At 72.5% G+C, this 14,616-nt stretch carries 13 protein-coding genes; 5 read left to right on the forward strand and 8 right to left on the reverse strand.

Features of this window, described 5'->3' with window-relative positions; all coding sequences use genetic code 11:
- Nucleotides 1-47 precede the first annotated feature (47 nt).
- From pheA to BR98_RS21770, 3 genes are all read left to right on the forward strand, one after another.
- Nucleotides 48-983 carry a prephenate dehydratase gene (gene pheA / locus BR98_RS21760; RefSeq protein ID WP_035847078.1) on the forward strand — a complete coding sequence of 312 codons (936 nt, stop codon included), beginning with the start codon at nucleotides 48-50 and terminating at the stop codon, nucleotides 981-983.
- 513 nt (nucleotides 984-1,496) lie between these two features.
- A complete protein-coding gene (gene serS, locus BR98_RS21765) occupies nucleotides 1,497-2,771 on the forward strand; it encodes a serine--tRNA ligase (protein ID WP_083976823.1) in 1,275 nt (424 codons plus the stop codon).
- Nucleotides 2,768-3,571, forward strand: coding sequence for an HAD family hydrolase (locus tag BR98_RS21770; protein WP_035847085.1), 804 nt, complete (start codon nucleotides 2,768-2,770; stop codon nucleotides 3,569-3,571). The genes serS and BR98_RS21770 overlap by 4 nt, the downstream gene beginning before the upstream one ends.
- Nucleotides 3,572-3,621: 50 nt before the next feature.
- Here the strand turns inward: BR98_RS21770 and BR98_RS21775 are convergent, their stop codons facing one another.
- Complete coding sequence (locus BR98_RS21775) at nucleotides 3,622-5,415, reverse strand: LCP family protein (protein ID WP_157537875.1); 1,794 nt, start codon at nucleotides 5,413-5,415, stop codon at nucleotides 3,622-3,624.
- A 284-nt stretch (nucleotides 5,416-5,699) separates the two neighbouring features.
- On the opposite strand from BR98_RS21775, the gene BR98_RS21780 reads away from it, so the two are divergent.
- Both BR98_RS21780 and BR98_RS21785 read left to right on the forward strand, forming a co-directional pair.
- Nucleotides 5,700-6,434 (forward strand): FadR/GntR family transcriptional regulator, encoded by a 735-nt coding sequence (locus BR98_RS21780; RefSeq protein WP_035847086.1) that lies wholly within the window; start codon nucleotides 5,700-5,702, stop codon nucleotides 6,432-6,434.
- A 54-nt stretch (nucleotides 6,435-6,488) separates the two neighbouring features.
- On the forward strand, nucleotides 6,489-7,727 hold the full coding sequence (locus BR98_RS21785; protein ID WP_035847088.1) for a CynX/NimT family MFS transporter: 1,239 nt from the start codon (nucleotides 6,489-6,491) through the stop codon (nucleotides 7,725-7,727).
- Between the two features lie 92 nt (nucleotides 7,728-7,819).
- Here the strand turns inward: BR98_RS21785 and BR98_RS21790 are convergent, their stop codons facing one another.
- The 7 genes from BR98_RS21790 to BR98_RS36525 form a co-directional block, all read right to left on the reverse strand.
- On the reverse strand, nucleotides 7,820-8,536 hold the full coding sequence (locus tag BR98_RS21790; protein ID WP_035847090.1) for an ABC transporter permease: 717 nt from the start codon (nucleotides 8,534-8,536) through the stop codon (nucleotides 7,820-7,822).
- A 49-nt stretch (nucleotides 8,537-8,585) separates the two neighbouring features.
- Nucleotides 8,586-9,503 carry an ABC transporter ATP-binding protein gene (locus BR98_RS21795; protein ID WP_035847092.1) on the reverse strand — a complete coding sequence of 306 codons (918 nt, stop codon included), beginning with the start codon at nucleotides 9,501-9,503 and terminating at the stop codon, nucleotides 8,586-8,588.
- Nucleotides 9,504-9,512: 9 nt separating this feature from the next.
- Entirely contained in the window at nucleotides 9,513-10,400 is an 888-nt protein-coding gene (locus BR98_RS21800) for an ABC transporter permease (RefSeq protein WP_035847094.1), read from the reverse strand.
- Nucleotides 10,393-11,319: an ABC transporter ATP-binding protein gene (locus BR98_RS21805; protein ID WP_035847096.1), complete on the reverse strand. Its 927-nt coding sequence runs from the start codon at nucleotides 11,317-11,319 to the stop codon at nucleotides 10,393-10,395. The genes BR98_RS21800 and BR98_RS21805 overlap by 8 nt, the downstream gene beginning before the upstream one ends.
- A gap of 180 nt (nucleotides 11,320-11,499) precedes the next feature.
- Complete coding sequence (locus BR98_RS21810) at nucleotides 11,500-12,759, reverse strand: hypothetical protein (RefSeq protein ID WP_035847097.1); 1,260 nt, start codon at nucleotides 12,757-12,759, stop codon at nucleotides 11,500-11,502.
- A complete protein-coding gene (locus BR98_RS21815) occupies nucleotides 12,756-13,658 on the reverse strand; it encodes a hypothetical protein (RefSeq protein ID WP_035847099.1) in 903 nt (300 codons plus the stop codon). The genes BR98_RS21810 and BR98_RS21815 overlap by 4 nt, the downstream gene beginning before the upstream one ends.
- Entirely contained in the window at nucleotides 13,655-14,599 is a 945-nt protein-coding gene (locus BR98_RS36525) for a hypothetical protein (RefSeq protein WP_051970035.1), read from the reverse strand. The genes BR98_RS21815 and BR98_RS36525 overlap by 4 nt, the downstream gene beginning before the upstream one ends.
- Between the last annotated feature and the right edge of the window lie 17 nt (nucleotides 14,600-14,616).

Here is a 14,616-nt window from a genome sequence, read left to right on the forward strand (position 1 = left end):
TATCGTGGCAGGTCTGGTATCGCTACGGGACGCACGGAGGCGCGGACATGTCGGCAACCCGCTACACCTACCTCGGGCCCGCCGGCACCTTTACCGAGGCCGCCCTGCACACCCTGCCGGAGGCGGCGACCCGTGAGCTGGTGCCGCTGGCCTCGGTGCAGGCGGCGCTGGACGCGGTGCGCGCCGGCGAGGCCTCGGCCGCCTTCGTGCCGATCGAGAACTCGGTGGAGGGCGCGGTCACCGCGACCGCGGACGAGCTGGCCACCGGCGCCCCGCTGATGATCTATCGCGAGGTGCTGCTGCCGATCACCTTCGCGCTGCTGGTCCGCCCCGGCACCGAGCTGGCCGACATCAAGACCGTCACCAGCCACCCGGTGGCCCAGCCGCAGGTGCGCCGCTGGCTGGGCACCCACCTGCCGGACGCGGTCTGGGAGGCCGCCTCCTCCAATGCGGAGGGTGCCCGGCTGGTCCAGGACGGCCAGGTGGACGGCGCCTTCGCGGGCGAGTTCGCGGCTCCGCTGTACGGGCTGCAGGCGCTGGTCTCCGACATCCACGACGCGCAGAACGCGACCACCCGGTTCGCCCTGGTGGGCCGCCCCGGGCGGATCGCCTCGCCGACCGGCGCGGACAAGACCTCGATGGTGGTCTGGCTCGGCGACAACCACCCGGGTGCCCTGCTCGAGCTGCTGCAGGAGTTCGCGGTGCGCGGGGTCAACCTGATGCGGATCGAGTCCCGGCCGACCGGCGAGGGGCTGGGGAACTACTGCTTCCTGATCGACTGCGAGGGGCACCTGACGGAGCGTCGGGTGGGCGAGACGCTGATGGGACTGCGGCGGATCTGCCCGCAGATCCGTTTCCTCGGCTCCTATCCGCGGGCCGACCTGCGCGAGCAGACCCCGCGCCAGCCGGGCACCTCGGACCAGGATTTCGATCAGGCCGCCGACTGGCTGGCCCGCTGCCTCGACGGGCGTGGCGAAGTCTGATCAAGCCTTCTCGGAATTGATCGGGAAGCGGTCTGGACCGACCGTTTCCCGATCGTTCATTTTGGCCCCATTCGGGTGACATGCATTCCACCCCGAGCGACCGGACGGTCCCGGACCGTCATCCACAGGCCGCTGACCCGGCCTTCCACTCATCCACAGCCCCCTGGGGACGCCAGTTATCCACAGGCCTGGGGAGGAGTCGACAAAACGGCATAGCCACTCCCAGGGTCGATCGGATCATCTGCTAGCGGACCAGATCGGACCAATCGCACCAGAGTCACCCTTCTGCCGATAAGTCACCCGACCGAGTGGCGGAATTCCCTCAGCCGGGACGGCGGACCCAGGTTTGAAACCTGGAAAAGCCGATTTCGCACCGGCCATTCGCCGGGGCGGCAACAATCCACAGGCTGGCTCGACCCCCTGTGGACAAAGCTCCACCGAAGATCGTCCCCACTGAGTTATCCACAGGAAAACCCCGGTTATCCCCACCCCCCGCCCTGTAGGCTTGCCCCCGTGATTGACCTTCGCCTGCTTCGTGAGGACCCTGACCGAGTGCGCGCCTCGCAGCGTGCCCGTGGCGAGGACGTCGACCTGGTCGACGCCCTCCTTGCCGCCGACGAGCGGCGCCGGTCCTCGGGCAGTCGCTTCGACGAGATGCGCAACGAGCAGAAGGGGCTGGGCAAGCAGGTCGCCAAGGCCCAGGGCGAGGAGAAGACCGCCCTGCTGCAGCGCACCAAGGAGCTGGCCGCCGAGGTCAAGGCCGCCGACGCCGAGCAGGCCGCGGCGAAGGAGGAGGCCGAGCAGCTGCTGCGCCGGCTCTCCAACCTGATCGACCCCGCCGCCCCGATCGGCGGCGAGGAGGACTTCGTCACGCTCGAGGAGATCGGCACCCCGCGCGACTTCGCGGCCGAGGGCTTCGAGCCCAAGGACCACGTCGAGCTGGGCCAGATCCTCGGCGCCATCGACACCGAGCGCGGCGCCAAGGTGGCCGGCTCGCGCTCCTACTACCTGACCGGTCAGGGCGCGCTGCTCGAGCTGGCCCTGGTCAACATGGCGATGGCCCAGGCCACCGCCGCCGGCTTCACCCCGATGATCACCCCGGCGCTGGTCCGCCCGGCCGCCATGGACGGCACCGGCTTCCTCGGCCAGGCCGCCGAGAACGTGTACTACCTCGAGCAGGACGAGCGGTACCTGGTCGGCACCAGCGAGGTCCCGCTGGCGGCGTACCACATGGACGAGATCATCGACGTGGATCAGCTGCCGCTGCGCTACGCCGGCTTCTCCTCCTGCTTCCGCCGGGAGGCCGGCACCTACGGCAAGGACACCCGCGGCATCATCCGGGTGCACCAGTTCGAGAAGGTGGAGATGTTCGTCTTCACCACCCCCGAGGAGGCGCAGGCCGAGCACCGCCGCCTGCTGCAGTGGGAGAAGGACTTCCTCACCGCCCTCGAACTGCCCTACCGGGTGATCGACCTGGCCTCCGGCGACCTGGGCTCCTCGGCCGCCCGCAAGTTCGACATCGAGGCCTGGATCCCCACCCAGGGCAAGTACCGCGAGGTCACCTCCACCTCCAACTGCACCGAGTACCAGTCCCGTCGACTGTCCATCCGGATGCGCGAGGAGGGCAAGGTCCGCCCGCTGGCCACCCTCAACGGCACCCTGGTCGCGGTGCCCCGGGTGATCGTGGCGATCCTGGAGAACCACCAGCAGGCCGACGGCACCGTGGTGCTGCCCGAGGCGCTGCGTCCGTTCCTCGGTGGCCGGGCCACCCTGGACCCGGTCAAGTGACCGCCGGGCTGCCGTACCGACTGGTCGCGACCGACCTGGACGGCACCCTGCTCACCCCTGCGGAGACCGTCTCGCCGCGCACCCGTGCCGCCCTGGCCGCCGCCACGGCGGCCGGGGCCGTGCACATCGTGGTCACCGGCCGCTCGGCCTCCTGGAGCCGCCCGGTCTTCGACGCGATCGGCTACACCGGCCTGGCGGTCTGCGGCCAGGGCGCCCAGGTCTACGACGCGGGCGCGCACAAGCTGCTCACCTCGATGACCCTGGACCGCCGGGTCGCCGCGCTCGCGCTGGCCAAACTCGAGGCCGAGCTCGGCCCGTTGGCGGCCGCCGCGAGCCAGGACGGCTTGGACGGCGCGGTGCTGGCGCTGCCCAGCTACCGACTGGTCAGCGAGCTGCCGGTGACGCGGGTGGAGACCACCGCGGAGCTGTTCACCGAGCCGATCAGCAAGCTGTACATCCAGCACCAGGGCCTGACGGACGATCAACTGGCCGACACCGCCCACCGGGTGGTCGGCGATCTGGTCGGCGTGACGCTGGCCGGGCCGGGCATCGTCGAGCTGCTGCCGCTGGGGCTGTCCAAGGCCGCCGGGCTGGCGATCGCCGCCCGTCGGCTCGGCCTGCGCGCCGGCGACACCATCGCCTTCGGCGACATGCCCAACGACCTGCCGATGTTCCAGTGGGCCGCGCACTCGGTGGCGATGGGCAACGCGCACGGGGAGCTGCTGGCGGTCGCCGACGAGGTCACGGCGAGCAACGCCGAGGACGGCGTCGCGCTGGTGCTGGAGCGCCTGTACGGCTGACGCCTGGTCAGCCGTACAGGGTTGTACAGGGTTGCCGTCCTGACGCTTCCTCAGCCGTTGTACGACACGTTGGCGCACGGGTCGTCGTCGGCCGAGCGGGCGTTGTTGCTGATGCTCGACGGCAGCGGGGCCGGCGCGGCGGAGGCCGCCCCACCGGAGCCGCTCGCGCCCGCGGCGGCACCTCCGTTGGCGGCGGCGTAGTCCTTGCCCAGGATCACGCTCAGTCCGGGCGAGCTGCTCTTCTCCAGCGTGGCGCCGGGGAAGAGCTGGGCCAGCTCCTGGGCCGCCTTGGCTTCGGCGGAGCTGTACTGGATCACCGTGGTGTCGTGGTTCTGGGCGGCCGCGTTGGCCGTCCCGGTCACGGTGAACTTGGCGTCCTTCAGCTTGGCCGAGGCGGAGACGGTCAGGCCCTTGGTCGCGGTGCCGTTGTAGACCATCACCCGGGCGCCGGCGCCGTTGACCGAACCGGCCGGGACGGCGGGGGCCGCCGGTGCGGCGGAGCTGGGCGCGGCCGAGGGGCTGTTGGCGTCCGGGGCGTCGGGGCGCTGGCCGCCGCTGGCGTCCTGGCCGTCGAGGGTCCGGTCGGCCTTGAGCGCGGCCCACAGGTTGTCGACGTCCGGGTGCACCCAGGCGACCCGGGGGCCCTCGAAGCGCCAGGGGGTGGTGATGAACTTGATGTTGTGCAGGTCGATGGCCTTCATCGACATCGCGAAACTGAGCAGCTTGTCGGCCGAGGCGAGGTCCGGGTCGACGGTCAGCGACTTGGTCGCGGCGTCGGCCAGCGGCAGCAGCGTGGTCGGGTCCATGCCGGCGCCCTTGACCTTCTTGATCATCGCCGACAGGAAGGCCTGCTGGCGCTGCATCCGGCCGATGTCCGAGCCGTCGCCGATGCCGTGCCGCACTCGCACGTAGTCCAGCGCCTTCTGGCCGGAGACCTCCTGCACGCCCTTGCTGAAGATCAGGCTGCCCTTGTGCCCCAGGTTGGGGTTGAGGTCGCCCTCGTAGACGGCGTTCGGCAGGCAGACGTTCACGCCGCCGATCGCGCTGGTCATCGAGGCGAAGCCGTTGAAGTCGACCACCAGGGTGTGGTCCACCCGCATGCCGGTCAGCTTCTCCACCGTGTTCTGCGTGCAGGCGGGGTTGCCCTTGTCCGTGTTCCCCATCGAGAACGCGGAGTTGAACATGGTGTTCGGCTGGGCCTTGGACCACTTGCCGTTGACCAGGCAGGGCGGGATCTCGACCAGCGAGTCGCGCGGGAAGGAGACGCCCACCGCGTGCTTGTGGTCGGCGTAGACGTGCAGCAGGATCGTGGTGTCCGAGCGCGCGCCGTCGTCGCCGCCACCGCCGAGGTTGCTGTTTCCGCTGCCACGCGAGTCGGAGCCGATCAGCAGCACGTTGACGGGCTTGTTGCCGTTGGCGTCCGCGGTGGCCGCCGGCGGGCGGTCGGAGGCGATGCCGGCCTTGTCGAAGCTGTTGATGTTGCCGTTCAGCTTCAGGTAGACGGCGCCGCCGGCCGCGGCGACCAGGACCACGGCCGAGGCGGCGCTCCAGGCGATGATCTTCTTCTTGTTCGGCTTCTTGCCCGGCTTCTTGCGGCCGCGACCGGCCGGGCCGGCGGGGCCACCGCCGTTGCCGCCACCACTGCCACCGCGACCGCCCTTGGCCTGGGCACGCCGCGCCTCGGCCCGGCCGCCGGTGCGCGGCGGCTCGGCCGCCGCCTCACGGGCAGCGCGCCGCCCGCCCTCGCGCGGGGCCGCGTCGGAGGGGGCCGCGTTGTGGGAGGCGTCCACGCCACGCCGATAACCGGCGTCGCGGTCGGACGCTCCCGCCCTGTGGCCTGACATACGTACACCCTTCACCGGCGGCGGACTCAGCCTCGCGCGGTAGACCCACCACGCGCAGAGGCAACGCTCGGCGTCCCCCGGATGTGCCGCGATGCCCGGGTGACACCGCTCTCATCACGTGCAGACACGTTGAAGCATTCAGCGGAGCATATAAAGGCATCATTGCGAAGTCACTGGTAGGGCTCCCTCTTGCAGCTTTCACCAAGGCCCGAGCAGTTGTAGGATGACCGGGCAAGTAGGGGTTCGAGTGCGGTTCACTACGGTTCCAGGGCGGGAGGTGGCGGATGACCAGCGCGGCAGCGGGCGGTCTGCAGGCCGCCGGCCGACGTTCCCTGGTGGACGCGGCGATCGAGCAGCTCCGGGCCCGGCTGGCCGAGGGTGCCTGGGCGGTGGGTGAACGCATCCCCACCGAGCACGAACTGGCCGAGCAGCTGCAGGTCGGCCGCAACACCGTGCGGGAGGCGGTCCGGGTGCTGGTGCACGCGGGGATGCTGGTCACCCGGCAGGGTGAAGGCACCTTCGTGCGCAGCACCACCGATCCGGCCTCGGTGCTGCGCGGTGTGCAGCGCTCCGGCGTGCGCGACGTGCTGGAGGTGCGCGCCGCCCTGGAGGCCGAGGCCGCGCGGCTGGCCGCCGTCCGGCACACGCCCGAGGACCTGCGGCGGATGCGGGCCGCGCTGGCCCGCGAGGCCGAGGTGATCGCCGCGCACCCCGAGCGGGTCGGCCGCGAGGCCACCGTCGAGCACGACCTGGAGTTCCACACCGCGGTCGTCGAGGCCGCCCACAACCCCGCCCTCACCGAGGTGTACCGCTACTTCGGCGCCTCGGTGCGGGAGGCGATGCGCACCGCCTTCGGCGACCACGAGATGCCCGAGGTGGTCGTCGCCACCCACGCGGCACTGGTCGACGCGATCGCGAGCGGCGACCCGGAGCGGGCCGAGACGGCCTGTCGCGCGCTGCTGGCCGAGCCGACGGCGGCGGTCGAGCAGCTGCTCGCCGAGTTCGCGGCGCGCAAGTAGTACCGCGGCCCCGCCCCGCCGCCCTCGCCCGTTCCTTCAGAAAGCCGCACCACCATGTCCGTCACCCGGGCCCAGCAGTCGCTGCGCACGCCGGTCGTCCCTGTCCGAACCAAGCTCGCGCACCCCGCGCTGCTGCTGACCGGCATCGTGCTGGTCGCGTTGAACATGCGGGCCTGCCTGGCCGCGATCTCCCCGATGGTCGGTGAGATCCAGCGCACCTTCGGCCTCTCGGCCACCGCGAGCGGGCTGATCACCACCGTCCCGGTGCTCTTCCAGGGGGTCGGCGCGCCGCTCACCCCCAGGCTGACCCGGCGGTTCGGCACCGAGCGGGTGGTGCTCGGCGCGGTGCTGGTGCTGGGCGCGGGCGTACTGCTGCGGGTGCTGCCCTCAGTGGCGGCGCTGTACGCCGGGTGCGTGGTGATCGGGGTGGCCATCGCGGTGCTCAACGTGTCGATGCCCGGGCTGGTCAAGCGCGAGTTCCCGCACCGGGCGCCGGCCATGACCGGGGTCTACTCGACCACCATGCTGGTCGGCGCGACCCTGGCGGCCGGCAGCTCGGTGCCCCTGGAGCACGCGCTGGGCGGCGGCTGGCGGGCCTCGCTCGGCGCCTGGTCACTGCTGGCGCTGGTCGCCGCGGTGGCCTGGCTGCCGCAGGTACTGCGGGGGCGTCAGGAGCAGCTCGGCGCCGCGGCGGTGCCGACGCGGCAGCCCAAGCCGATCGCCGGCCTCTGGCGGCTGCCGCTGGCCTGGCAGATCAGCCTCTTCATGGGCATCTCCTCGCTGATGGTGTACACCCTGGTCGCCTGGCTGCCGACGATCCTGGCCGACCACGGGATGAGCCGGGACCAGGCCGGGCTGGTCTTCGCCTTCTCCAACCTGGTGCAGGTGGCCGGCGCCTTCCTGGTACCGCTGGCGGCCGGGCGGATGACCCGGCAGCGCGGGCTCGCCGTCGCGATGGCCGCGCTCAACGCCGTCGGCGTGGCAGGCCTGCTGATCGCGCCGGTCTCCGGGGCCTGGGTGTCGGCGACCGTGCTGGGGCTGGCCCAGGGCGGCTCGCTCGGGCTGGCGCTGGCGTTCATCGTGCTGCGCACCGGCAGCGCCGCGGGCGCGGCCCAGCTGGGCGGGATGAGCCAGGCCGTCGGCTATCTGATCGCCGCGGCCGGGCCGGTCGGCGGCGGTGCGCTGCACCAGCTGACCGGTGGCTGGACGGCGGTCCTGGTGGTGCTGCTGGTGCTGGCCGCGGCCGCCGCGCTGGCCGGTTGGGGCGCGGGGCGCAACACCACGCTGGGCTGACCCCGGCCGGCCGACCCGCTCAGTCGGCGGGGCTCAGTCGGCGGGGCCCAGTCGTCCGAGGCTCAGTCGTCCGGGGCTCAGTCGTCCGGGGCTCAGTCGTCCGAGGCCAGCGTCAGGCCGGCCAGGCGGTTGGCGGCGAACAGCGTGGTCGCGGCGGTGACCAGCAGCAGCAGCGGGATCGCCGCCCCCAGCGCCACGTCGGCGCTGATCGCACCGGGCGAGGCCACGGCCTTGGCCACCGACAGCCCCCACTGCTGGACGCTCAGCGTGCGCGCGCCCTTGACGAAGTTGCCCACCAGGCTCTCCCAGACCAGCGCGTACGCCAGCCCGACCACCACGGCGTTGCGGGTGACCACGCCCAGCAGCAGGAAGAGCGCACTGTACGCGGCCCCGGCCAGCAGCGTCCCGACGAAGTAGCCGAGCGCCACGCCGTCCTTCGTCCCGTTCAGGATCAGCCCGGCCAGCAGGGTCGGGACGGCGGCGAACAGCCACGTGGTCACCACGGCCACGGCCAGCTTGCTGGTGACGATCCGCCACCGCGGCAGCGGCTTGGCCAGCAGGTAGACGATCGAGCCGTCGTCGATCTCGGTGGCGATCACCCCGGTGCCCACCACCAGGCCGAGGATCGGGACCAGGGTGCCCAGGCCCAGGGTGCCCAGCAGGTTGACGGTCAGCTGGTGCTTGTCGCTGCCCAGGGCGCTCGCCAGCACGGACAGCAGCAACAGCAGCGCCGGGACGACCAGCAGCAGGATGCCCCGCCGCCGGCCGAGCAGACCGCGCACGGTCAGCCGGACCACGGTCAGGTTCACGGAGGTCAGCCTTTCGTTCAGGAAGCAGCGTCAGGAGGAGACCAGGTCCTCAGGAGGACACCAGGTAGGAGAAGACGCTCTCCAGCGACTCGTCCGCCGGTGAGACGGTGAGCAGCCGGATGCCGGCCTCCTTGGCGACCCTGGGCAGCAGGGTGGTGAACCCGTGGAAGTCGATCGCCTGGACGCGCAGCGCGCGCTCCTTCCAGTCCAGCTCGATCCCGGCGGTCGAGCCGTCGGCGATCAGCGCGGCCGCCAGCCGCCGGTCGTCGCTGGAGCGGACCAGGTAGCGGTGCGGACGGTTCGTCATCAGCCGGCGGATCCGGCGGAAGTCGCCGGAGGCCGCGTGCCGGCCGGCCACCACCACCTCGATGTGCCGGGCCAGTTGCTCGACCTCCTCGAGGATGTGCGAGGAGAAGAGCACCGTGCGCCCCTCGGCGCCGAACCGGCTCAGCAGCTCCATCAGCTGCATCCGCTGGCGCGGGTCCATGCCGTTGAACGGCTCGTCCAGCAGCAGCACCGCAGGGTCGTGGACCAGCGCGGAGGCCATCTTGATCCGCTGCTTCATGCCCTTGGAGTAGGTGCCCGCCCGGCGCTCCTGGGCGTACTCCATCTCGACCAGCTGCAGCGCCCGCCGGGTCGCCGCGCCCGGGTCGGGCAGGCCGTGCAGCTCGGCGTTGGCGAGCACGAACTCCCAGCCGGTCAGGTAGTCGTACATCGACTCCCGCTCGGGGACCAGGCCGATCCGGCGGTACACCTCCTGGTTGCGCCAGATCGGCGCACCGTCGAGCGTGACGCTGCCGGCCGAGGGCGCCAGGAAGCCGCTCATCAGGTGGATGAGGGTCGACTTGCCGGCCCCGTTCGGCCCCAACAGGCCGGTGACGCCCGGGCCGATCGACATCGAGACGTCGTTGACGGCGACCACGTTGCCGAACCAGCGGGAGACCTTGTCAATCGCGATGACTGCCATGACGACCCCTCAGATCTTCCGGTAGCGGCGCAGCAGCAGGCCGTACGCACCGAGGACGATGACCAGCAGCTCCAGGCCGAAGACCACCGCGCCCAGCACGCCGGGCGTACCCTCCGAGCCCGTCAGGCCGCAGACCTGGTTGACGAAGCGCGACACCAGTTGGGCGGGCGCGATCAGGTAGGCCCACCGCGCCGAGACGGGCGCGTCGGGGTGCAGGCCGCCGCCGAGGCCGAAGACGATCTCCGCGACGATCGCCGAGACCACCAGCACGCCCATGATCGCCGCCACGCCGAAGCCGCGCCGCGGGGTGGACGCCGCGATCAGCAGGCCGACCGCCGAGAAGACCAGCGAGTAGAGCACCGCGGCGAGCAGCCCGAAGCCCAGGTGCGCGCTCTGGTGGCCGATGTTCATCCCGGCCAGCAGCGCGCCCAGGAAGAGCACCAGCAGCGGCAGCACGGTGACGATCAGCATCGCGCAGACCATCGCGGCGCACTTGGCCCGCACGTAGTCGCCGCGGGTGATCGGACGGGAGAGGTAGAGCGGCATGGTCGCGTACCGCAGGTCGCGGGAGAGCAGCACCGGGGCCTGGGCGGCCACGAAGATCTCCATGAAGAGCAGGCCGACCCCGCTGAGGTACTGCGGGTAGTCGGTGGGCAGTTGGTCGTTGCCCTGCACGATCGCCAGCGCCACCACCACGCCGGCCGGCAGCACCATGGCCGCCAGCATCAGCATCGGCAGCACCTTGGACTTGGCCGAGCGGCCCAGGCCGAAGGCGCCGCGCAGGCCCTGGACGAAGAGCGAGCGGGTGGCGTAGCCCCGGCCGAGCCGGGGGCCCTGGTAGCCGCGGTAGCCGATGTCGTGGATGACGCCGCTGCTTGCCGTCGGAGTCTCAGACATCGGCGGCCTCCTGGTCCTTGGTGAAGATCTCGGAGACCCGGTGCCGGCGCTGCTCCAGCCGGACCAGGCCGAGCCCGAGGTCGGCGACGGTGTCGCGGATGGTGTCGTAGGTGGACTCACCGGCGATCTCGACCAGCAGCACGTGCCCGCCGTCGGCGGAGACGGTCAGTCCGGCGGCGGTGAGGCGCTCGCGCAGCAGGGCGTCCGAGGTGCCGTCGGCGTTGTCCGTGACCTCGACCGCGAGCAGTTGGGTGGCCTCGGTGAAGGAGGCGGTGGAGGAGGAGCGCAGCAGCCGGCCGCCGTCGATCACCACCAGGTGGTCGCAGGTCCGCTCCAACTCGCCCAGCAGGTGCGTGGTGACCAGCACCGAGATGCCGAACTCGCTGTGCACCCGGCGGATCAGGGCGAGCATCTCGTCCCGGCCGACCGGGTCGAGGCCGTTGGTCGGCTCGTCCAGCAGCACCAACCGCGGGTCGTGGACCAGTGCCTGAGCGAGCTTCACGCGCTGCTTCATGCCGGTCGAGTAGCCGCCCATCGGGCGGTACCGCTCCTCGTACAGGCCGACGTGGCGCAGCACGTCGGCGGTCCGCTCGCGGGCGGCGGTGGCCGGCAGGCCGGACATCCGGGCCATGTGCACCACGAACTCGGTGGCGGACACGTCCGGTGGCAGGCTGTCGTGCTCGGGCATGTAGCCGACCCGCTCACGGATCGCCGAGCCCTGGGTGGCGATGTCCAGCCCGAGCACCTCGCCGCGGCCGGAGGTGGCCGGGGCGAGGCCGAGCAGGATCTTGATGAGCGTGGACTTGCCCGCGCCGTTGGCCCCCACCAGCCCCACCACGCCCTGGCCCACCTCAACGGTGAGCTGGTCGAGCGCGGTGACGGCGGGGAACCGCTTGGTGAGGGCTTCCGTTCTGATCACGGGAGGCGTTCGGGTCACGGGGGGTGCGGTGGACACCCCTCGAACCTAGTGCCTGCGAGGTCCGCTGTGACCTGGCCGGAGGTGGGCGCTGCTCTCGTCCTACGGGATGACGGGAGAGCGCCAACCCCTAGGGGGCACCGGTCAGTCGAGCCGATCGGTCGAGCCAGTCGGTCGAGCAGCTCAGTCGAGCAGGTCCGACTGCAGCGTGACCACCTGGTGGAAGGCCTGGCTGGGGACGCCCTTCGGGTTGGTCATCAGCACGGTGGCCACCACATCGCCGGCCTGCAGGTAGACCACCTTGCCGGACGGCTGCTCGGTCCTGGCCACGTTGCTGGTGCGGGTGTACGCGAGCTGGTCGGCGGCGAGGGTGAAGTCGTTGATGCCGGTGGTCTCCTGGGGCATCGACTTGGGGCTGCCGTTGGCCGAGAGGTCGTCGTAGAACTGGCGGCCCTCGTCCTCGGAACCGAAGCGGAGCAGCCAGATCTCGGTGCGGGTACCGTCCTTGGCCGTCCAGCTGCGGGTGGTGGCCGCGCGGCAGGCGTTGGTGGCGAGCAGCACCGGGACGTTCGCCCCGGCCTCGTGGAGCTTGGCGTAGTCGGCGCAGTCGGCGGTGGCGGCGAGCGGGACGACGGGGGTGCTCGGGCTCTTTGCCGCGGCGGCGGACGGGCTGCCGGTTGCCGAGGGGCTACCGCTGGCCGAGGGGCTGCTGCTCGCCGAGGGGGTGGCCGAGGCGGCCGGGCTGCCGCTCGCCGACGGCGCGGCGGTGCCGGTCGCGCCGATCGGGGCGGGCAGCACCAGGGCACGCAGGTCCGCGTAGTGGCGGTGCTTGGCCGCCGAGTCGGACGGGACCGGCTTGCCGGAGGGCAGCTGAGGCAGCGCCAGCGGGGCGAAGGCGTAGCGGCCGTCGTTGGGCGTGGCCAGGCCCGGGATCTTGGTGCGCTCGGGCGTGGTGACGGCCACGGCGGCGGCCGTGCCGGTGGCGGCGAGCACCAGGGCGAAGGCCGTCCAGCGCAGCACGCTGGCCGCCCGCGGGCGCTGGCGCGGCGGGCGGGGGGAGGCCAACACCTCGGCGCCCCAGGGGGCGACGGGCTGGCCGGGGGCGGGGGCGGAGCCGGGCGCCGACGCGAAGTCGGGCACCGCCCACGGGTCGGCCGGCGGCGCGGCGGGGAGCGCGGGAGCCTCTGGTGCCTCCGCGGCCTCCGGGGCCTGCGCGGCCGCCACGGCGGCGGGGGTCGCGGGGGCGGGTGCCTCGGGCGTCACGGCGGCCGACGCGGGCTCGGGCTCGGGCGTCACAGGGGCCGCCACAGGCTCGGCGGCCTGCGGGACCGGCGCGGGCTCGGTGGCCTCCGGGGCCGCCGCGGGTTCGGCGGCCTGCGGCGGGTCCACGGGCTCCGGCGGCTGCACCGGGTCCGGGGTCGCGGGGGGAATCTGCTCGGTCATACGGACGCTCCGGGAAGGGCCAGCCGCTCCAGCTGCTGACGGAAGATGGACACGGCCTCGCTCTTCGGCAGCGGCGCGACCCCCTCGACATGCATGGTCACCAGCAGGTCGCCGATCGCGGCCGTGCACTCCAGCTCGTCGATCGGCTCACTGGGCTTGGCCGGCGGCAGGAAGCAGCGCGCGTCCTGGTGCCCCGGGACCTCGGGCCCCTGGCGGAACAGCCCGGACTCCGATCCCCAGGCGCCCTGGAAGGCGTTCTCCACCGCCACCGACTTCTGGTTGAACTGGTCCAGCCAGAGGGTGACCACCATCTTGGAGTCCGCCGCGCGGTAGCTGCGTACGCCCGCGCCCTTGTGGCCCTCGGCCTTCAGCGCGTTCTTCACCTTGTCGCGCTGGTCCTTGGGCAGGTCCTTGACCCGGTCGTCCAGGTAGGTGTTGATGGCGTCCTGGCTCAACTCGGTGTCGTTGCCGTACACGTCGTCGTCCGGGCCCAGCACGTACCCGGCCGGCATCGGCAGCAGCAGGTCGCGCATCGCACCGAAGTGGGTGCCGTTGGACTGCGCACCGTACGCCGGGCCGGAGGGCGCGGGGGCGCCGGAGGGCGCGGCCGAGGGGGCCGGCGCCGCGACCGGCGTGGTGTCGTCCTGGTACTTCACCTGGATGATGCCGACGCCGATACCCACGCCCGCCAGTACGGCGGCGGCCACCGCGGCGGTGGCCTTCAGCGCCAGGCCGCGGCCGGCGGGCTTGGCCGGCTGCGGGGCCCCGAATGCCTGCGGCTCCGGGGCCGCGAAGGCGTCCGGCTGCCCGACCGGTTCTGGGGTCGCCGTCGCTTCCGGCGTCCCGACCGGCTCCGGGGTCCCGGTCGGCTCCGGGGTCTCGCTCACGAGCTCGTTCATGCCAGCCGCTCCCACTGCTGCTTGGCCAGGTCCTTGACCAGGTCGGCGTTCACCTGCGCGCTGCCGAAGGCCTCCACGCGCACCAGCACGTCACCGCGCCGGGTCAGCGCCGAGCCGTAGTAGAACTCCTCGTTGGTCTCCGCGTACTTCTCCGACTTCGACGGCGCGTCATAGGCGCCCTCCATCCCGCCGGGGAAGTCGTGCGCACCGCCACCGCGGGCGTTGAGCGCCGCGGTGTAGGCCGAGCGGGCGTTGTCCGAGAAGTACTGGATCAGCTCGACCCGGTACTTGACCCCGTCCTTCTGCCAGGTGCTGATCGCGGCCCGGCGGAAGCCGGCGGTGAGCAGTCGCTGGAACACCGACGCGGATGCGCCCTTGGCGCGGGCCATCTCGCCGGCCGTCTCGTACTCGCCCGAGTCGGCGTAGCCGAAGTCGTCCCAGTCCTGGGCGCCGTCGGGCTTGGTGAGCAGCAGCTTGCGCAGGTCGCCGTCGATCGGCAGCGGCTTGGGCGCGGCGGCGGCCGCGGCCTTCGGGTCGAGCGCTCCGGCCTGGTAGCTGGGCAGCACGGCGGGCTGCAGCGGCGGCAGCGGCGTGGGCGGGCGGTTGGCCTGGATCGCGTAGCCGATGCCGCCACCCACCAGCGGGCCGAGCAGCAGCGCGCCGACCAGCAGCAGCGCGGTGCGGGAGCCGCGCACGGGACGCCGGGGGGCGAGCTCGGCCGGCTCAGCGGGCAGGCCGACGGGCTGGTCTGCGGGCTCAGCGGCGGGCTCGGCGAGCTCGGCAGCGGGCTCGGCGAGCTCGGCAGCGGGCTCGGCAGCGGGCTCGGCGAGCTCGGCAGCGGGCTCGGCGGCGGGCTCGGCGGCGGGCTCGGCGGCGGTCGCCGGTGCCTGATCGGGTATCAGTGGCGCCTGCTCGGGCACAGGCGGGACTTCGGTGCTCACAGTGGACTCCAGCAGAG

Source organism: Kitasatospora azatica KCTC 9699, assembly GCF_000744785.1.
In the GTDB taxonomy this organism is placed as follows: domain Bacteria; phylum Actinomycetota; class Actinomycetes; order Streptomycetales; family Streptomycetaceae; genus Kitasatospora; species Kitasatospora azatica.

Bases quoted from the DNA above. Each gene is read 5' to 3' on its own strand.
- BR98_RS21810 (WP_035847097.1), bottom strand. From the start codon at position 12,759: ATGACCGAGCAGATTCCCCCCGCGACCCCGGACCCGGTGCAGCCGCCG.
- BR98_RS21780 (WP_035847086.1), top strand. From the start codon at position 5,700: ATGACCAGCGCGGCAGCGGGCGGTCTGCAGGCCGCCGGCCGACGTTCC.
- BR98_RS21800 (WP_035847094.1), bottom strand. From the start codon at position 10,400: ATGTCTGAGACTCCGACGGCAAGCAGCGGCGTCATCCACGACATCGGC.
- BR98_RS21785 (WP_035847088.1), top strand. From the start codon at position 6,489: ATGTCCGTCACCCGGGCCCAGCAGTCGCTGCGCACGCCGGTCGTCCCT.
- pheA (WP_035847078.1), top strand. From the start codon at position 48: ATGTCGGCAACCCGCTACACCTACCTCGGGCCCGCCGGCACCTTTACC.
- BR98_RS21775 (WP_157537875.1), bottom strand. From the start codon at position 5,415: ATGTCAGGCCACAGGGCGGGAGCGTCCGACCGCGACGCCGGTTATCGG.
- BR98_RS21815 (WP_035847099.1), bottom strand. From the start codon at position 13,658: ATGAACGAGCTCGTGAGCGAGACCCCGGAGCCGACCGGGACCCCGGAG.
- BR98_RS21795 (WP_035847092.1), bottom strand. From the start codon at position 9,503: ATGGCAGTCATCGCGATTGACAAGGTCTCCCGCTGGTTCGGCAACGTG.